We start from the raw sequence: 16,155 nt of genomic DNA, 5'->3' as shown, positions 1-16,155 counted from the left end.
ATAAAATCTTCGGGCGGGGTCGATCGCAAACCGGAGAAGCCGGTCATCCATCGCGAAAGCGATGTCCATCCCGGTCCCCCCCTTGGCCCGGGACGCGGCCGGGCATGCCGATGTCGGGCGATGGGGGCTTGATCGCATCGGTCCGTCGCCGCAGTAACCGCCCATGTTCACCCAACGCCACCTCCTCGGGATCGAGCCGCTGCATCCGGTCGAGATCACCACGCTGCTCGACCGCGCCGACCATTACGCCGAGGCGACGCGGGCCGGGGACAAGCATGGCGATGCGCTGGCGGGGCTGACGCAGATCAACATGTTCTTCGAGAACTCCACCCGGACGCAGGCCAGCTTCGAGATCGCGGGCAAGCGGCTGGGGGCGGACGTGATGAACATGGCTATGCAGGCCTCGAGCCTGACCAAGGGCGAGACGCTGATCGACACGGCGCTCACGCTGAACGCGATGCGCCCGGACATCCTCGTGGTGCGCCATCCCCATTCAGGCGCGGTCAACCTTCTGGCCGAGAAGGTAAACTGCGCCGTCCTCAATGCGGGCGACGGGCGGCACGAGCATCCGACGCAGGCCCTGCTCGACGCGCTGACCATCCGCCGCGCCAAGGGCCGCCTGCACCGCCTGACCGTGGCCATCTGCGGCGACATCGCGCACAGCCGCGTCGCGCGCTCGAACCTGCTCCTGCTGGGCAAGATGGAGAACCGCGTGCGGCTCGTTGGGCCGCCCACGCTGATGCCCGCCGAGGCGAGCGCGCTGGGCGTCGAAGTCACCGACGACATGGCCGAGGGGCTGGCGGACGCGGATGTCGTGATGATGCTCCGCCTCCAGCGCGAGCGCATGGATGGCGGCTTCATCCCGTCCGAGCGCGAGTATTACCATCGCTACGGCCTCGACGCGGCCAAGCTGGCCCATGCCAAGCCCGACGCCATCGTCATGCATCCCGGCCCGATGAACCGCGGCGTCGAGATCGACGGAACGCTGGCCGACGACATCAATCGCTCGGTGATCCAGGAACAGGTCGAGATGGGCGTCGCCGTCCGCATGGCCGCGATGGACCTTCTGGCGGCGAACCTGAAGTCCGAGGCATGATTGCCACAACCTGGGACGACCTTCTGCAGAAGGGCGAGACGATCCTCTGGCAGGGGCGGCCCGATCCGCGCTGGCGTCCCGATCTGCCGATAGTCGCGATGGCGTCCCTCGGCCTCGTCTTTGCCGGGGTCGCCGTCGCCGTGATGGTGATCGGTTCGCGAACGCCCGGTCCGTGGTGGCTGATCGGGGTGATCTTCCTTCTTCCGGGACTTGGACTGACGCTCTGGGCGCTGATCGGCGACAGCGTTCGTCTGGCGGGCACGGTCTACACGCTGACGAACCGACGCGGGTTCATCGCCACCGAACCGCGGATCGGCGCGCGTCGACTCAGGAGTTATGCGATCACGCCCGAGGAGGAGGTCGAACTGATCGACGGCGACCCGCCCACGGTCCTTTTCGCCCGCGAGGCGTGGCAACGTCGCGATCCCGATGGCCAGACCCGGACGCGGCAGCGGCGGATCGGTTTCGAGCGCATCGCCGAGGCGGCAGCCGTCCACCGGCTGATCGTCCGCGAGCGCGACGCGATGCTGCGCGACTGATCCTACGGGTTCGGCCCGCTCGCCTTGCTTTCACCTTTCCTTAACCGCTCGCCCCAAGAACGATCCCGTCGACGACATGAAGGACAGGTTCCATGGGTCGGGCGGGTCACGCCGCCGGACACGGGGGAATCGCGCGATAGGCCCGGACGCCGGGGGTTGAACGCCCCGGCAGGCCCGAAGGAACCGCCCCTCGACCGAGGGCGGCGCCGTCCTCACCCTCGACCCCGCGTCGAACCCGAGCCCACTCCAAGCCCCGCGGGACGACCCGCCGGGGCCGCGTCCCGTGGCCGCGAATTCGCCCGAATCGCGCGCTAGCCCACCGGGTATGGAGACCGAGTGGCACGACGTGATCGGACCGGGTGAGCGGATCCTCTGGACCGGCGCGCCGGGGTCGCGTCCGATGCTCACCTGGGCGACGCTGTTGATCGCCGCGTTCGGCATCCCGTTCCTCGCCGCCGGTATCGCGACGCTGTCCACCGCCGCCGCATTCCTCGCGCCGAACCCGTGGAACGTCGCCGGCGCGATCGCGCTCGCCTGTTTCGCGCTGCCGTTCCTCGGCGTGGGCCTCGCCATGATTCTTGGCCCGGCCCTTCACCACCGCCTCGGCCCCCGGCGCATCCGCTACGCGCTGACCGACCGGGCGGCCTACGTGGCGACCCGCTGGTTCGCGCTCAAGCTGACGCGGATCGTCCTCGATCCCGAGGCGATCACCCTGACCGACGGACCGGGCGGCGGCGTGCAGTTCATCAACCGGGTCGAGCGCGACAGCGACGGCGAGACCTCGACCCGCCGCCTGGGCTTCGACGCGCTGGACGACCCCCGTGCGGTCTACGGTCTGGCCTTGCGCGCGATGGCGTCCGAACCCTGACGCGGGCTCGTGCGTTGGGTGGGTGGAACACCCGCACCCCACGAGGCCCGACATGACCCTGACGCTGCCCCCGAACGACCCGCGCATCCACGTCTTCTCCGTCTCCGACGGCCCCCTGCGTCTCGCGCATCAGACCTATCTGTCGCAGCTCACCGACCCGCCCGCCGATGCCCTGCCGCTGGAGACGGCGCTGGGCGCATCGGTCGACGCGACCTATGCCGAGGTCTTCGCCATCGACGATATCGCGCCGATGACGCTTCGTGATTATCTCGCGCAAGCCCATGACATCCCCGCAGACGCGCTCTCCGCCGATGCCGCCCGGCTGGACGCGCTCTCGGGCGACGTGGTCGTGCTGGCGCCTCGCGCGGTCGATGGTGTCGCGACGCTGACCCCGCGTCCCGAGCTGACCCATATCGGCAGCTACAGCACCGCGCAGGCCGACGACACGCCCGTCACCCTGCCGCCCGCCGCGCGCGAGCCGCGCATCGCCACGCCCGGCGCCGCGACCGGAACGCCGCTCCAGCAGAAGACGATCGTCTGGATCGTGCTGGGCGCGCTCGTCCTCGCGGGGCTGCTGGTGGCGATCCTCTGAGGCGTTGCGCGGCGGGCGCGGCCCCGCTAGCACCGGCGGCATGGCCGCCACGCTCTTCACCAATGCCCGCCTGATCGACCCCGTCGCGGGCACCGACACGCGCGGCGAACTCCGGATCGAGAATGGACGCATCGCCGCCGCCGGTCCCGCGGCCGAGGTAATCGATTGCCGGGGCCGCTGCCTGGCACCGGGTCTCGTGGATGTCGGCGTCAAGGTCGGGGAGCCGGGCGAGCGCCACAAGGAGAGCTTTCGCACCGCTGGCGCCGCTGCCGCGGCAGGCGGCGTCACCACAATCGTCTGCCGCCCCGACACTCAGCCCCCGATCGATAGCCCGGAGATGCTGGACCAGGCCCGCGCCCGCGCCGCCGACGCCCCGGTGCGCGTTCGGCACATGGCCGCCCTGACGCGGGGCCGCGCCGGTCGCGAGATGGTCGAGATCGGGTTTCTCATGGATGCGGGCGCGGTCGCCTTCACCGACGGCACGCATGTCACCGCCGACACCAAGGTCCTGACCCGCTGCCTGACCTATGCGCGGTCGATGGGCGCGCTGGTGATCGGGCACCCGCAGGATCCGGGCCTGTCGGCGGGGGCCGCGATGACATCGGGCAAGTTCGCGTCGCTGCGGGGTCTTCCCGGCGTCTCGCCCCTGGCCGAACGGCTGGGGCTGGAGCGTGACCTCGCCCTGGTCGAGGCCACCGGCGCGCGCTGGCATGCTGACCAGATCACCAGTGCCACGGCCTTGCCCGCGCTGCGGCGTGCGCGGGACGCGGGCCTCGACACAACGTTCGGCACCTCGATCCATCACCTGACGCTCAACCTGATGGACGTCGCCGACTATCGCACGTTCTTCAAACTAGTCCCGCCCTTGCGCGAGGAGACCGATCGCATCGCCATCGCCGAGGCGCTGGCGGCGGGCGAGATTGACATCGTCTCGTCGATGCACACGCCGCAGGACGAGGAATCGAAGCGCCGCCCCTTCGAGGAGGCGGCCCCCGGGGCCGTCGGCCTCGAGACGCTGCTGCCTGCCGCGCTCCGCCTCGTCCATGCGGACATGATCGACCTTCCGACGCTCTGGCGCGCGATGTCGACCGCACCCGCCCGCCGCCTCGGGCTGGAGGGCGGGACGCTGGCGCCCGGCGCGCCCGCCGATCTCGTGCTCTTCGACCCCGATGCGCCCTTCGTGCTGGACCGCTGGACGATGGCGTCGAAGTCGAAGAACACGCCCTTCGACGGCGCCCGGATGCAGGGCCGCGTCCATGGCACCTGGGTCGGCGGCACGCGCGTCCACGGCGAGGCGACCGCCCATGCCTGAGATCGTCACGCCCCCCGTCCTCCTCGCCGTGACGGCCGTCCTCGCCTACCTGCTCGGGTCCGTCCCCTTCGGCATCGTGATGGCGCGGCTCTTCGGGCTGGGCGACCTGCGGGCGATCGGGTCTGGCAATATCGGCGCGACCAACGTGCTCAGGACCGGCTCGAAGCCCGCCGCACTCCTGACGCTGATCGGGGATGCCGGGAAGGGCGGGGCGGCCGTGCTGATTGCCCGCGCACTCCTGGCCGAGGACGCGGCCCAACTTGCGGGTTTCGCGGCCTTCCTCGGGCACTGCTTCCCGATCTATCTGCGCTTTCACGGCGGCAAGGGCGTGGCGACCTTCCTCGGGACGCTGCTGGCGCTGGCATGGCCGCTGGGCCTCGCGGCCTGCGCGACGTGGCTCGCGGTGGCCGCCGTCCTGCGCATGTCCTCGCTCGCGGCCCTCGTCGCGGCGGCTTCGACCCCGCTCTGGGCATTCTGGATCGACCCGCGCGCGGCGCTTCTCTGCGCGGCGCTGGCGGCCCTCATCTTCTACCGCCACACCGCCAATATCAGCCGAATCGCCGCCGGGACCGAACCGAAGATCGGCCAGAAATGATGTCCCTCGACCGACCGGACCCGGGCCCACCGGACTTTGACAACCGCGCATCCTCTGACATGATCGCGCGCATTCGGCTCGGAGATTGAGATGACCTTCACGGACGCGGTGCGCACGGTCCTGCGCGAGAAATACGCCACCTTCTCGGGACGCGCGGCCCGGTCGGAATTCTGGTGGTTCTACCTGTTCACGCTCGTGGCCGGGCTCGCGATCTCTCTTATCGACCGTGTAATCTTCGGCGTGAACGAGGACGGCGACGTGAACGGCCTGTTCGGCTTCGTCTTCGCGCTTGCAATCATCGTCCCCTCGATCGCCGTCGCCATCCGCCGGCTCCATGACCGGGACCGGAGCGGCTGGTGGATGCTTCTCTGCCTCGTGCCGCTGATCGGTGGGCTGATCCTGATCTTCGCGTTCTGGATCCGGCGGGGCACCGAGGGGCCGAACCGCTTCGGACCTGATCCGCTGGCACCCGGCGCGCTGGGCCAGGCCGAGACCGGACCCGTCGCGTCCAGTTCGATCCCGAAGGTCGACCGCTGAGCGACGCCGCGCGCGCCGCCGATCTGTTGGACACGCTTCCGGTCGGCGGATTCCGTGGGCGTGCCTTGGGGCGCGACTGGCTGGTGACGCGCGCGCTCCATGCGGGCGGGGCGTCCGAGAAGCTGGTGGCGCGCAGTCTCGATGGCGCGGATTACGTCTCGCTCAACCTCTACCGGCTGGAGGCGGGGCCGCGTCTGCGCCCCTGCGAAATGCCCGCGGCCAAGGTGATGGCCTTTCTCGACGACCTGGCGGTGACGTCAGCCCCTCAGTAGCTCCGCTCGGCATAGATCCGGTCGAGGTCGCCGCCCCACTTGCCGTGATAGTCGTCCAGAAGCTCGTCGGCGGGGACCTTGCCGGTCTCGACACTCTCCTTGAGGGCGTTGAGGAAGTGCGTCTCGTCGGGCACCAGCCCGCCGGCCCCGGCCTTGCCCCGCGCCACGAGACCTGCTTCGGCGATGGCGAGGCATTCGCGCGCGAGGTCGTGCATCTTCACGCCGCCCGCCTCGGCCTGCAGCCCGTCTTCGCTGGCCGCCACGCGAAGCGCCAACCGCGTCTCCTGGTCCCAGTTCTTGGCCAGGTCCCAGGCCGCGTCGAGCGCGCTTTCGTCGTACATAAGTCCGACCCAGAAGGCCGGCAGCGCGCAGAGCCGTCGCCACGGCCCGCCATCGGCGCCGCGCATCTCCATGTATTTCTTGATCCGTGCCTCGGGGAAGAGCGTCGTCAGGTGATCGGCCCAATCCGACAGCGTCGGCACCTCACCCGGCAACGCGGGCAGCTCGCCCCGCATGAAATCGCGGAACGACATGCCCAGCGCGTCGATATACGTGCCGTCGCGGTAGACGAAGTACATCGGTACATCGAGCGCGTAATCGGCCCAACGCTCGAACCCCATCCCGTCCTCGAAAGCGAAGGCGGGGATGCCGGTCCGCGATGCGTCGAGATCGCGCCAGACGCGGCTTCGCCAGGACTTGTGACCGTTGGGCTTGCCCTCGAAGAAGGGCGAGTTGGCAAAAAGCGCCGTCGCGACCGATTGCAGGCTGAGCGCCACGCGCAGCTTCTTGACCATGTCCGCCTCGGAGGCGAAGTCGAGGTTCACCTGCACCGTCGTCGTGCGGCGCATCATGACCTTTCCCATGGTGCCCACCTTGTCCATGTAGGCGTCCATCAGCTTGTAGCGGCCCTTGGGCATCAGCGGCATCTGGTCATGGGTCCAGACCGGCGCGGCGCCCAGCCCGATGAACTTCACGCCGATCTCGTCGGCGATGCTGCGCACCTCGCGCAGGTGGTCGTTCACCTCGTCGCAGGTCTGGTGGATGGTCTCGACCTGCGCACCCGACAGCTCCAGCGCGCCGCCCGGTTCCAGCGAGACATTGGCGCCGCCCTTCTCGAGCCCGATCAGGTGGCCGCCCTCCTCGACGGGGGTCCAGCCGAAGCGGTCGCGCAAACCCGCGAGCACGGCGTGGATCGAGCGGTCGCCGTCATAGGGCAGGGGCTTCAACGTATCGACGCAGAAGCCGAACTTCTCGTGCTCGGTCCCGATGCGCCACGTGTCCTTCGGCTTGCAGCCGGAGGCCATGTATTCGGCCAGTTGCGCGGGGTCGGTGATCGGGCCGCCGCCGGATTGGGGAATGGACATGGGGCAGGGGCCTTTCGGTCGCATCTCGTCCCGGACGAGTGAGCGCCGGGCGGGGTCAAGTCAAGGCGGCCGCGCCCCGCCTGCGCCACAGGATCGCGAGGCCGGGTGTGCGCCCCTGCACCGCGCGCACCATCGCGCCGCCATCGAAGCCGGGCAGCGGGGCCAGCGCGTCGAGCAGCGCCTCGGCCCCCTTCGCGCCCTCGGGGATGAAGACGGCCGCGCCCGACAACGGGGTCAGCCGCCAGAACGCTTCGCCCCCGGACGAGCGGCGAAAGGCCAGCTCGGCCAACTCGTCCAGCGCGACCGTCCCGCCCATCACCGGCCCGAGATAGGTGATCCGACCCTCTACGACCTCGACGATGCCCGGCGCCTCGGCCTCGGTCCGGAACCGCGCGTGGCGCACCCCCGAGAGCGCCAGGACCGCGCCCACGAGCACCAGCGCGATCCCGAAAAGCGCGGGCAGCCCCGATGACGCCGCCACCAGCCAGCCGCCCCAGAGGATCGCCGCGCCGCCCAGCACCGCCTCGCGCCAGCGCAGGATCGTCGCGGTGGCTTCGGGGCGGATCATCGGGGCACCTCGGGGCGGTCGTCATAGGGCGCGCGCACGGGCGGCGGCAGGGGGCCGCCGAGATCGTGCAGCGGGGCGGGCGGCGCGTCGGGCGCCTCCATCTGCCAGATGTGGCCCCCGGCCGTGACGTGCAAGCCATCGCCCCAGGGCTCGGCCCAGTCCCAGTCCGGCTGGGGCATTGCCGCACCCGAGGGATCGACGAGGTCGTAGCGCGCCGTAATCTGTGCGCGGTCTTCGGTCCCGAGCACGAAACGCTGCCCCAGCCGCCAGCCGCCAGCGAGGTCGCGGGTCAGCACCGCGTCGTAGCCCGTGCCCGAGACATGGACCCAGCCGCGCCGCATGAGTTTGGTCACCTGGAGGTTGCCCATGTGAAATCCGTCGCTCGTAGGCGGGTAGGCCCGCGCGTCCTCCGTCACGCGGATCTCGCGCGGGCAATCGGGCAGGGCCCCCGTTCCGTTGAGCCAGAGCGCGCCGTCAGCCGTGAAGGCCCCGCCGCCATGCCAGCCGTCGGTCTGCGTCACCTGCGCGATGGCGTGGAGATAGGGCGCGCGGCTGACCACCGTGCGGTAGCCCGTCGCCCCGCCATCCACGAGATAGACCAGATGCGCGCCGTCCGGCGCGAGATCCGAGCGGAAGGGGAAAATCCGCCCCGAGAGCCATTGCCCGAAGCTGAGCGTACCCGTGGCGCGGTTCCAGCCCCAGCTTGCCACACGATGCGACGGGCCGCGCCGGAGAACGACCGCGTGGACGCTATTCGTCGCGGTCAGCACGAGGAGGCGCGGTGCGCTCACCAGTCGCCCCGCGCCGATTGCCAGAGCGTCAGGGCCGCGACCGCCGCCGTGTCGGCGCGCAGGATGCGGGGGCCGAGCGCGATCGGCGCGGCCTGCGGCATGGCGCGGATGCGGGCGCGCTCCGCATCCGCGAAACCGCCTTCGGGTCCGATCAGGATCGCTGCGGGCGCCGGCGGTATCGCCGCGGCCGTACCGTCGCCGGCCCAGTCGGGATCGTCCGACAGTGCCTCGTCCGCGAAGATCAGCGCGCGGCCCTCGGGCCAGCCGTCCAGCAACCGGTCCAGCGTGACCAGCTCGGCCACCTCGGGGACGAAGGTGCCGCCGCATTGCTCGGCCGCCTCGACGGCATGGGCCTGCAGGCGGTCGCGGCGGATGCGCTCGGAATTGGTGAACCGCGTGGTGACGGGCTGGATGCGCGCGGCACCCAGCTCGGTCGCCTTCTCGACGATGAAATCCGTCCGGGCCTTCTTGATCGGCGCAAAACACAGCCAGAGGTCCGGCGGATCGCGCTGCGGGGCCACCGGGTCCTCGCAGATCAGCACGCCGCCGCGCTTCGACACCGTCTCGATCCGCGCGCGCCATGCGCCCGAGACGCCGTCGAACACGGTCAGCGTGTCGCCCGGCCCCAGCCGCATCACGCCCGAGAGGTAATGCGCCTGCGCCTTCTCGATCCCGACCGATTGCCCCGCCCCGAGCGGACCGGCTATGTGCAGCCTGACCTTGCTGTCCATCGGGGGCCCTCCATGACCGACACGTCCGATCAAGGACAGGTGGCCGACGCCGTCAAGGGCAACTGGGTCGACACCCGTGCCCCGGCCTGGTCGCGGCCCTATCTGCGGCTGAGCCGCGCCGACCGTCCGATCGGCACGTGGCTTCTGCTGCTGCCGTGCTGGTGGGGCCTGACGCTGGCCGTCGCGGCGACCGGGTTCCGGCCCGTCGCGATCTGGATCGCGCTGGGCTGCGCCATCGGCGCGTTCCTGATGCGCGGCGCGGGCTGCACCTGGAACGACATCGCAGACCGCGACATCGACGCTTCCGTCGCGCGCACCCGGTCGCGGCCGATCCCGTCGGGGCAGGTGGAGGTGCAGGGCGCGCTGACCTGGCTTGCGGCGCAGGCGCTCGTGTCCTTCGCGATCCTCCTGACCTTCAACGGGAGCGCCATCGCGCTGGGCATCCTCTCGCTCCTGCCGGTCGCGGTCTATCCCTTTGCCAAGCGGTTCACATGGTGGCCGCAGGTCTTCCTCGGGCTCGCGTTCAACTGGGGCGCGCTGCTGGCCTGGGCGGCCCATACGGGCGGCCTTGGCTGGCCGCCGGTCCTGCTCTATCTGGGCGGCATCGCCTGGACGCTGTTCTACGACACGATCTACGCCTACCAGGATGTCGAGGACGACGCGCTGATCGGCGTGAAATCGACCGCCCGGCGCTTCGGCGACACGCCCGCGCCGTGGCTGCGCGCGTTTCTCGCGGCGACGGTGCTTCTGGTCTCGGGGGCGGTGCTCCTGGCACTCGATCCGCTGCCGGCGCTGGTGGCGCTCGCGGGCGTCTGGGCGATGGGCTGGCATCTGGCGTGGCAGTTGGCGCGGCTCGACATTACCGATCCGGCGCTCTGCCTGCGCCTTTTCCGGGCCAACCGGACGACCGGCCTGATCCCCCTGCCGTTTTTCGCCATCGCCGCATTGCTTTGATTGTGCCCGGCGCGGGCCGGGTCTATCACGCAGGCGGGGATGGACAGGACACCGATGAGCCGCAGGACGACGATCGCCACATCCGCCGCATTCGTGCTGGCCGCCGCGGGCGCCGCGAGTGCCGCGTGGCTGGCCGCCGGCGTGATCGAGGAGCGGTCGCGCAACGCGGTCGCCGCGACGCTCGCCACATCCGAAATGGGCTGGGCCGGGGTCGAGACCGACGGCCTCCAGTTGATCCTCACCGGCCTTGCCCCGAGCGAGCCCGCGCGGCTGCGTGCCGTGACCCGCGCCGGAACGGTGGTCGACCCCCGCCGGATCGTCGACGGCATGGATGTCGAGGCGTCCGAGCCGGTCGCGGCCCCGCGCTTCTCGCTCGAGATCCTGCGCAACGAGACGGGCGTGTCGCTGATCGGCCTCGTGCCCAGCGCGGGTGGCCCCGAGATGCTGTCCGAATTGCTGGCCGAGCTGAACGCCAACATGGCCCTCGACGTCACGTCGATGGTCGAGAATGCGGATCACGCCGTGCCGCCCGCCTGGGACGAGACGCTGCGCTTCGCCTTCGCCACGCTCGAGGACCTGCCGCGCTCGAAGATCAGCATCGTGCCGGGCCGCATCTCGGTCACCGCCGTCGCCGACAGCGCCGAGCAGAAGACCCGGCTGGAGACCGAACTGGCGCGCGCCCGCCCCGAGACGGTCGCGCTGGAACTGGAGATCGCGGCCCCGCGCCCGGTCATCACGCCCTTCACGCTGCGCTTCGTGATGCCCGACGGCGCCGCGCCGCGCTTTGAGGCCTGCGCCGTCGACAGCGCCGAGGCCCGGACCCGCATCCTCGCGGCCGCGGGCGATGCCGGATTCGAGGGCAAAGCGCGCTGCGAGATCGGGTTGGGCGTACCTTCGGCCTCCTGGGGCGAGGCGGCGGCCCTGTCGATCCGTGCGCTGGCCGAGCTGGGCGGCGGGTCGGTCACGCTCTCGGATGCGGATGTCACGCTGGCGGCCCATGAAGGCGCGCCGCGCGACCCCTTCGACCGCATCGTCGCCGAGCTGGAGACCGCGCTGCCGGATATCTTCGCGCTGACCGCCGTCCTGCCCGAACCGGCCGAGACCGACGGCACCGGCACGGCGACCGGCACGCCGGAATTCGTCGCCACGCTCTCGCCCGAAGGGCAGGTGCAGCTGCGCGGGCGTCTCTTCGACGAGGCGCAGGAGAATGCCGTCCTCAGCTACGGGCGCGCGCTGTTCGGCGTACAGCGGACCTATATCGCGACCCGCAACGACGCGACGCTGCCGCAGGGCTGGCCCGCGCGCGTGCTCGCCGGGCTCGACGCGCTGTCGCGGGTCGAGAACGGGTCGGTCGTGATCCGCCCAGACCTCGTGGTGATCCGCGGGATCACCGGCAATCCGCGCGCCGAGGCGGATATCTCGGGACTGCTGTCGTCGAAGCTCGGGGCCGAGGCCGAATACCGGATCGAAGTCGATTACCGCGAGGAGCTGGACCCCGTCCTGAACATCCCCACGCCCGAGGAATGCGAGGTGGAGCTGAACGCCATCCTCGTCGAGCAGAAGCTGACCTTCGCGCCGGGCGAGGCCGTGATCGAGGAGGCGGGCGACGGCCAGCTCTCGCGGCTGACGTCGAAGCTCGACGACTGCAAGCGCGCTGCCTTCGAGATCGGGGGCCACACCGACAGTCAGGGCCGCGAGGAGATGAACCTCTCGCTCAGCCAGCAGCGCGCCGAGGCCGTGCGCGCCGCCCTTCTGTCGCGCGGCGTGCCGCCCACGCAGCTGGTCGCGACGGGCTTCGGCGAGGCCGATCCGATCGCCGACAACGATACCGAGAGCGGCCGCGAGGCGAACCGTCGCATCACGTTCACGCTGCTCGGCCGCCGCGACGCCGACGCACCCTCGCCGCTGCGCGAGCGGGCGAATGCCGCCGAGACCGAAGGATCGACCGAATGAACCGCACCGAATTCGTAATTGCCATCGCGGTGATCCTCTTCGTCGCCTTCGTGCTGGGCTGGTTCGCGTCCTGGCTGGTCTACCGCTTCAGCCGGGTGACGACCTCGGACGTGGCCGAGCTGGAGGACATGGCAAAGTCGCTCCACGAGGCCGAGGAACAGCGCGACGAGGCGATCACCTACCTGCAATACCGCGAGCAGGAGCTGTCGACCAAGCTCAGCCAGACCGAGGCCGAGCTGAAGGCCACGATGGACGGCCTTCGCGAGGCCCGACAGGAAGCCTCGGAGCTGCGCGGGTATATCGAGAGCCTGAACGCCTGACGGGCCCGGATACCGAAATAGCGGCTAAGGGCTCGAACCCGACCTTCGCCGCACTGCATTGACCCGCCATGCGACCCTGACACCGGGTCTCCCGGTACCCCGAGCCGCGCGTCCCCAGCACGGCCCGGACTCGGTGCCTACTTGTCGTCGTCGTTGTCCTCGTCCTCGGGGAGGTTGAAGAAGCTGTCGGCGTCGCGGACGTCGCGGGTGTCCTTGGGCTCGTCATCCTCGGCATTGCCCGAGAGCGTGAAGGTCTCGAGACCGGCCATCGAGGCGGGCATCGCGGGGCCGTCGGGGTCGGCGCCCAGCGACTGCTCGGTCGACACGAGCTTGCGGCGCTCGTCATCGGACATGACTTCGCCCTCGGCGGCGGTCTTGGCGGCCGCCTTCTGGACGGCGGCGTCGAGCTCGGACTGCTTACAGAGACCCAGCGCAACGGGGTCGATCGGCTGGATGTTCTGGATGTTCCAATGCGTCCGCTCGCGGATCGCCTGGATCGTCGGCTTGGTCGTGCCGACCAGCTTGGAGATCTGCGCGTCGGTCAGCTCGGGGTGGAACTTCACCAGCCAGAGGATCGAGGCGGGCCGGTCCTGGCGCTTCGACAGGGGCGTGTAGCGGGGGCCGCGGCGCTTCTGCTCGCCGTCGGAGGCGGGATTGTGCAGAAGCGTCAGCTTGCGCGTCGGGTCCTTCTCGGCGGCGTCGATCTCGTCCTGCGTCAGCTGCTTGTTGGCGATCGGGTCGAAGCCCTTGACGCCCACGGCCACGTCGCCATCCGCGATGCCCTGCACCTCCAGCTCGTGGAGATCGCAGAAATCGCCGATCTGCTTGAAGCTGAGGGTCGTGTTGTCCACCAGCCAGACGGCGGTGGCCTTGGCCATGATCGGTTTGTTCATCGCGTGCGCTCCTATGCGGACCAGTTGCCGGATCCCGATCTGCGGACGGACCTTCCCCGTCGCCCGGATCAGGGGCTGCGGCGGGGTCGCCGTGTTCTCGCTTTCGGGGAACTTGGAGCGCTATATAGGCAAGGCGATCCTGATCGGAAAGACCTCAAATGCGCCTGACTGTCCTGCTCGGCTTCCTCCTTGCGACCCTGACGTCGCCCGCCGCCGCCGAGGGCGAGGCCGCGGGCGCGTTCGATTACTACGTGCTGTCGCTGAGCTGGTCGCCGACCTGGTGCGCGCTGGAAGGCGACGATCGCCGCGCGCCCGAATGTGCGGCGGGTGCAGGCCGGGGCTTCTCGCTCCACGGGCTCTGGCCGCAATACGAGACCGGCTGGCCCAGCTATTGCCGCACCCCCCACCGCGAGGCGACGCGCGGCCAGACGGCGGCGATGGCGGACGTGATGGGATCGGCGGGGCTGGCCTGGCACCAGTGGAAGAAGCATGGCCGATGCTCGGGGCTGACGGCGGAGGACTACTTTGGGCTGGCGCGGCTGGCCTATGAGCGGGTCGAGCGCCCCGCGATCCTGCGCGAGTTGGGACGCGCGGTGACGCTGCCGGCGCATGTGGTCGAGGCCGCGTGGCTCGAGGCCAATCCCGCGCTCGAGGCGGACGGGATCACGGTGACCTGCCGCGCGGGCCGCATCCAGGAGGTGCGGCTCTGCCTGACACGGGATCTCGCGCCGCGGCGCTGCGGGGCGGACGTGGTGCGCGACTGCACGCTGGACGCGGCGCTGCTGGCGCCGCTGCGCTAGGCGTCGGAGCCCGTCCCCAGCCAGTTCATCGCGCGCGCGGGGCGCCCGAGATGGTAGCCTTGGCCGAAGTGGATGCCGAGATCGCGCACCGTCTCGACCTGGCGCTCGGTCTCGATGCCCTCGGCGACGATATCGGTGCCCAGCCGCTCGGCCAGCGTCACCAAGCTGGCAAGGATCGCCTCTTCGCGGCCTGCGCCGCCGAGGCCGTCGACGAAGCTGCGGTCGATCTTGAGGATGTCGACCGGGAAGCGGCGCAGTCGTTCGAGGTTCGACAGTCCGGTGCCGAAATCATCGAGCGCGATGCGCAAACCCTGCGCCCGCAGCTTGTCGATCAGGTCGGCGGCGCGCGCGGGGTTCACGACGATCGCCGTCTCGACGATCTCGAACACCATCCGGTCGGGTGGTAACGTGTCGAGCAGGTGCCGCATCCAGCGACAGCCGGGACTGTTTTGCCCGTCGAGCACGGCGCCGGTGATGTTGAACGTGACGTAGTGGGCGCCGTCCTCAGCCAGAAGGGGGCGGGCGGCGGCGCAGGCGAGATCGGCGAGCCGTTCGGAGCCCGCCTCGGGGATGCGGTCCAGGGTGTCGACGAAGGGGGCGGGCCCGACCACCGCGCCATCGTCCTTGCGCCAGCGCAGCAGCGCCTCGAACCCCGCGACGCCGCGGTCGCGCAAATCGGCGATGGGTTGCAGGTGATACTCGATCGCGGCGCTGTCGATGGCGGCCTCGACCTCGGCGCGGGTCGGCAGGATCGAGGGCGAGGTGATCGCGCGCGCGGTCTCGGTGCGGTTGCCGCCGAGCGCCTTGGCCCGCGCGAGCACGCTGTCGGCGTGGAGAACGGCGCGGTTGCGGCTCTCGTCGGTGCCGATCCGCACGACCCCGGCCGAAAGCGTGCGGGCCATGAGGCCGGTCGTGCCCTCGACCACCACGGAGGCCGCGAGATGGCGCAGCCGTTCGGTCAGGGCCGCCGCATCGTCGAGGCCGAGCCCCGGCAGCCAGAGCACGAAGCGCCCATTCTCGGAGCGCTCCACCCCGAGCCCTTTCGGAAGCGCGCGGCGAAGCGTGTCGTCGATGGCGTTCAGCAGGCGGTCGCCGGTGTCGAAATCCGACGAAGCGTTGAGCCCCTTCAGGTCGTCCACATCGAGCAGACCCAGCGCGCCGCCTTTCGAGGCCGCGCCCCGAGGGCCCGGCCCGGCTGCCCTGCCGCGTCCCAGCCCCGGCAGGCGGGCGAGCCCGCGCCGGACCATCGCCAGGACGTCAGATTGCGCCATGTTCTCAATCCTCGTGACGGCCCGTGGCGACCGCGCGGCATGTACGAGACAGCCCGTTCATCCGCGCGGGGATAGGCGGCCAATGGGGCGACAGCATGGCCTCAGAATGCCGTGCGCGACGAGAGGGCCGCCTGCAGCGTCCCGCCATCCAGATAATCCAGCTCTCCGCCGACCGGAACCCCCTGTGCCAGGCCGCTGACGACGACGTCGAGGCCGGCAAGCTCGTGGGCGACGTAATGCGCGGTGGTCTGCCCCTCGACCGTGGCGTTGAGCGCGAGGATGATCTCGGTCAGCCCCTCTGCGGTGACGCGGTCGCGCAGCTTGGGGATGTGCAGATCCTCGGGGCCGATATCGTCGAGCGGCGAGAGTGTGCCGCCGAGCACGTGGTAGCGCCCGCCGAAGACCTGCGCGCGCTCCATCGCCCAGAGATCGGCGACGTCCTCGACGACGCAGACCTGCCCGTTGGCACGCTTATCGGAAGCGCAGATGGCGCAGATGTCGCCGGTCGAGAGGTTGCCGCAGTTGAGGCAGGTGCGCACACTGCGCCCGACCTCGTCCAGCGCCCGCGCGAGCGGCAGGAGCTGCGCGTCGCGCTTCTTGAGAAGGTGAAGGACGGCGCGGCGCGCCGAGCGCGGCCCGAGGCCCGGTAGACGCGCCATCATGTCGATCAGGGCGTCGATGTCGCGATGCCCGTCCATC

The 16,155-nt window shown here is 70.5% G+C and carries 19 protein-coding genes; 12 read left to right on the top strand and 7 right to left on the bottom strand.

The annotated features are described in order from the left end of the window. Positions 1 to 163 precede the first annotated feature (163 nt). The 8 genes from ACK8OR_RS15540 to ACK8OR_RS15505 all read left to right on the top strand — a co-directional run bounded on the left by ACK8OR_RS15540 (position 164) and on the right by ACK8OR_RS15505 (position 5,811). Positions 164 to 1,096, top strand: coding sequence for an aspartate carbamoyltransferase catalytic subunit (locus ACK8OR_RS15540; RefSeq protein WP_410190312.1), 933 nt, complete (start codon positions 164 to 166; stop codon positions 1,094 to 1,096). After that, positions 1,093 to 1,635 carry a hypothetical protein gene (locus tag ACK8OR_RS15535; RefSeq protein ID WP_410190311.1) on the top strand — a complete coding sequence of 181 codons (543 nt, stop codon included), beginning with the start codon at positions 1,093 to 1,095 and terminating at the stop codon, positions 1,633 to 1,635. The genes ACK8OR_RS15540 and ACK8OR_RS15535 overlap by 4 nt, the downstream gene beginning before the upstream one ends. Positions 1,636 to 1,960: 325 nt before the next feature. Next, positions 1,961 to 2,503 (top strand): hypothetical protein, encoded by a 543-nt coding sequence (locus ACK8OR_RS15530; RefSeq protein ID WP_410190310.1) that lies wholly within the window; start codon positions 1,961 to 1,963, stop codon positions 2,501 to 2,503. Positions 2,504 to 2,555: 52 nt separating this feature from the next. Continuing rightward, complete coding sequence (locus tag ACK8OR_RS15525; protein WP_410190309.1) at positions 2,556 to 3,095, top strand: hypothetical protein; 540 nt, start codon at positions 2,556 to 2,558, stop codon at positions 3,093 to 3,095. A gap of 40 nt (positions 3,096 to 3,135) precedes the next feature. Further along, positions 3,136 to 4,407 carry a dihydroorotase gene (gene pyrC / locus ACK8OR_RS15520; RefSeq protein ID WP_410190308.1) on the top strand — a complete coding sequence of 424 codons (1,272 nt, stop codon included), beginning with the start codon at positions 3,136 to 3,138 and terminating at the stop codon, positions 4,405 to 4,407. Continuing rightward, entirely contained in the window at positions 4,400 to 5,002 is a 603-nt protein-coding gene (gene plsY / locus ACK8OR_RS15515) for a glycerol-3-phosphate 1-O-acyltransferase PlsY (RefSeq protein WP_410190307.1), read from the top strand. The genes pyrC and plsY overlap by 8 nt, the downstream gene beginning before the upstream one ends. Before the next feature lie 90 nt (positions 5,003 to 5,092). After that, positions 5,093 to 5,539 (top strand): DUF805 domain-containing protein, encoded by a 447-nt coding sequence (locus ACK8OR_RS15510; protein WP_410190306.1) that lies wholly within the window; start codon positions 5,093 to 5,095, stop codon positions 5,537 to 5,539. Between the two features lie 26 nt (positions 5,540 to 5,565). After that, positions 5,566 to 5,811: a hypothetical protein gene (locus tag ACK8OR_RS15505; RefSeq protein WP_410190305.1), complete on the top strand. Its 246-nt coding sequence runs from the start codon at positions 5,566 to 5,568 to the stop codon at positions 5,809 to 5,811. Here the strand turns inward: ACK8OR_RS15505 and ACK8OR_RS15500 are convergent. From ACK8OR_RS15500 to ACK8OR_RS15485, 4 genes are read right to left on the bottom strand one after another with little or no spacing between them, the layout of a single operon-like run. Next, positions 5,805 to 7,175 carry a glutamate--cysteine ligase gene (locus ACK8OR_RS15500; RefSeq protein WP_410190304.1) on the bottom strand — a complete coding sequence of 457 codons (1,371 nt, stop codon included), beginning with the start codon at positions 7,173 to 7,175 and terminating at the stop codon, positions 5,805 to 5,807. The genes ACK8OR_RS15505 and ACK8OR_RS15500 overlap by 7 nt on opposite strands. Before the next feature lie 55 nt (positions 7,176 to 7,230). Then, entirely contained in the window at positions 7,231 to 7,743 is a 513-nt protein-coding gene (locus ACK8OR_RS15495; protein ID WP_410190303.1) for a hypothetical protein, read from the bottom strand. Continuing rightward, a complete protein-coding gene (locus tag ACK8OR_RS15490) occupies positions 7,740 to 8,534 on the bottom strand; it encodes a hypothetical protein (protein ID WP_410190302.1) in 795 nt (264 codons plus the stop codon). The genes ACK8OR_RS15495 and ACK8OR_RS15490 overlap by 4 nt, the downstream gene beginning before the upstream one ends. Then, positions 8,531 to 9,265 carry a 16S rRNA (uracil(1498)-N(3))-methyltransferase gene (locus tag ACK8OR_RS15485; RefSeq protein ID WP_410190301.1) on the bottom strand — a complete coding sequence of 245 codons (735 nt, stop codon included), beginning with the start codon at positions 9,263 to 9,265 and terminating at the stop codon, positions 8,531 to 8,533. Before ACK8OR_RS15485 ends, ACK8OR_RS15490 begins: the two co-directional genes overlap by 4 nt. A 12-nt stretch (positions 9,266 to 9,277) precedes the next feature. Between ACK8OR_RS15485 and ubiA the strand changes: the two genes are divergently transcribed. Genes ubiA through ACK8OR_RS15470 form a run of 3 tightly spaced genes read left to right on the top strand, consistent with a single transcriptional unit; the run spans position 9,278 to position 12,492 of the window. Further along, positions 9,278 to 10,219, top strand: a complete 942-nt coding sequence (ubiA, locus tag ACK8OR_RS15480; protein ID WP_410190300.1) for a 4-hydroxybenzoate octaprenyltransferase — start codon at positions 9,278 to 9,280, stop codon at positions 10,217 to 10,219. A 54-nt stretch (positions 10,220 to 10,273) separates the two neighbouring features. Beyond that, on the top strand, positions 10,274 to 12,172 hold the full coding sequence (locus tag ACK8OR_RS15475) for an OmpA family protein (protein ID WP_410190299.1): 1,899 nt from the start codon (positions 10,274 to 10,276) through the stop codon (positions 12,170 to 12,172). Further along, positions 12,169 to 12,492, top strand: a complete 324-nt coding sequence (locus ACK8OR_RS15470; RefSeq protein WP_298429805.1) for a hypothetical protein — start codon at positions 12,169 to 12,171, stop codon at positions 12,490 to 12,492. Before ACK8OR_RS15475 ends, ACK8OR_RS15470 begins: the two co-directional genes overlap by 4 nt. 137 nt (positions 12,493 to 12,629) lie before the next feature. On the opposite strand, the gene ACK8OR_RS15465 is transcribed toward ACK8OR_RS15470, so the two are convergent. Then, positions 12,630 to 13,385, bottom strand: a complete 756-nt coding sequence (locus ACK8OR_RS15465) for a DUF1013 domain-containing protein (protein WP_410190298.1) — start codon at positions 13,383 to 13,385, stop codon at positions 12,630 to 12,632. Between the two features lie 158 nt (positions 13,386 to 13,543). Here ACK8OR_RS15465 and ACK8OR_RS15460 point away from each other — a divergent pair, with 158 nt between their 5' ends. Beyond that, entirely contained in the window at positions 13,544 to 14,185 is a 642-nt protein-coding gene (locus tag ACK8OR_RS15460; RefSeq protein WP_410190297.1) for a ribonuclease T2 family protein, read from the top strand. Here the strand turns inward: ACK8OR_RS15460 and ACK8OR_RS15455 are convergent. Next, on the bottom strand, positions 14,182 to 15,456 hold the full coding sequence (locus ACK8OR_RS15455) for a GGDEF domain-containing phosphodiesterase (RefSeq protein ID WP_410190296.1): 1,275 nt from the start codon (positions 15,454 to 15,456) through the stop codon (positions 14,182 to 14,184). The genes ACK8OR_RS15460 and ACK8OR_RS15455 overlap by 4 nt on opposite strands. Positions 15,457 to 15,557: 101 nt before the next feature. Then, complete coding sequence (gene recR, locus ACK8OR_RS15450; RefSeq protein WP_410190295.1) at positions 15,558 to 16,154, bottom strand: recombination mediator RecR; 597 nt, start codon at positions 16,152 to 16,154, stop codon at positions 15,558 to 15,560. Between the last annotated feature and the right edge of the window lies 1 nt (position 16,155).

Source organism: Jannaschia halovivens (assembly GCF_046452375.1).
GTDB classification, from domain to species: Bacteria; Pseudomonadota; Alphaproteobacteria; order Rhodobacterales; family Rhodobacteraceae; genus Jannaschia; species Jannaschia halovivens.
The sequence above is the reverse complement of the archived record's forward strand: the minus strand, read 5'-3'. Positions and strand labels throughout refer to the sequence as shown.

What these genes read in the sequence shown, in the direction of transcription:
- ACK8OR_RS15540 (WP_410190312.1), top strand. Translation starts at nt 164, where the DNA reads ATGTTCACCCAACGCCACCTCCTCGGGATCGAGCCGCTGCATCCGGTC.
- ACK8OR_RS15535 (WP_410190311.1), top strand. Translation starts at nt 1,093, where the DNA reads ATGATTGCCACAACCTGGGACGACCTTCTGCAGAAGGGCGAGACGATC.
- ACK8OR_RS15530 (WP_410190310.1), top strand. Translation starts at nt 1,961, where the DNA reads ATGGAGACCGAGTGGCACGACGTGATCGGACCGGGTGAGCGGATCCTC.
- ACK8OR_RS15525 (WP_410190309.1), top strand. Translation starts at nt 2,556, where the DNA reads ATGACCCTGACGCTGCCCCCGAACGACCCGCGCATCCACGTCTTCTCC.
- pyrC (WP_410190308.1), top strand. Translation starts at nt 3,136, where the DNA reads ATGGCCGCCACGCTCTTCACCAATGCCCGCCTGATCGACCCCGTCGCG.
- plsY (WP_410190307.1), top strand. Translation starts at nt 4,400, where the DNA reads ATGCCTGAGATCGTCACGCCCCCCGTCCTCCTCGCCGTGACGGCCGTC.
- ACK8OR_RS15510 (WP_410190306.1), top strand. Translation starts at nt 5,093, where the DNA reads ATGACCTTCACGGACGCGGTGCGCACGGTCCTGCGCGAGAAATACGCC.
- ACK8OR_RS15500 (WP_410190304.1), bottom strand. Translation starts at nt 7,175, where the DNA reads ATGTCCATTCCCCAATCCGGCGGCGGCCCGATCACCGACCCCGCGCAA.
- ACK8OR_RS15495 (WP_410190303.1), bottom strand. Translation starts at nt 7,743, where the DNA reads ATGATCCGCCCCGAAGCCACCGCGACGATCCTGCGCTGGCGCGAGGCG.
- ACK8OR_RS15485 (WP_410190301.1), bottom strand. Translation starts at nt 9,265, where the DNA reads ATGGACAGCAAGGTCAGGCTGCACATAGCCGGTCCGCTCGGGGCGGGG.
- ubiA (WP_410190300.1), top strand. Translation starts at nt 9,278, where the DNA reads ATGACCGACACGTCCGATCAAGGACAGGTGGCCGACGCCGTCAAGGGC.
- ACK8OR_RS15475 (WP_410190299.1), top strand. Translation starts at nt 10,274, where the DNA reads ATGAGCCGCAGGACGACGATCGCCACATCCGCCGCATTCGTGCTGGCC.
- ACK8OR_RS15470 (WP_298429805.1), top strand. Translation starts at nt 12,169, where the DNA reads ATGAACCGCACCGAATTCGTAATTGCCATCGCGGTGATCCTCTTCGTC.
- ACK8OR_RS15465 (WP_410190298.1), bottom strand. Translation starts at nt 13,385, where the DNA reads ATGAACAAACCGATCATGGCCAAGGCCACCGCCGTCTGGCTGGTGGAC.
- ACK8OR_RS15460 (WP_410190297.1), top strand. Translation starts at nt 13,544, where the DNA reads ATGCGCCTGACTGTCCTGCTCGGCTTCCTCCTTGCGACCCTGACGTCG.
- ACK8OR_RS15455 (WP_410190296.1), bottom strand. Translation starts at nt 15,456, where the DNA reads ATGGCGCAATCTGACGTCCTGGCGATGGTCCGGCGCGGGCTCGCCCGC.
- recR (WP_410190295.1), bottom strand. Translation starts at nt 16,154, where the DNA reads ATGGACGGGCATCGCGACATCGACGCCCTGATCGACATGATGGCGCGT.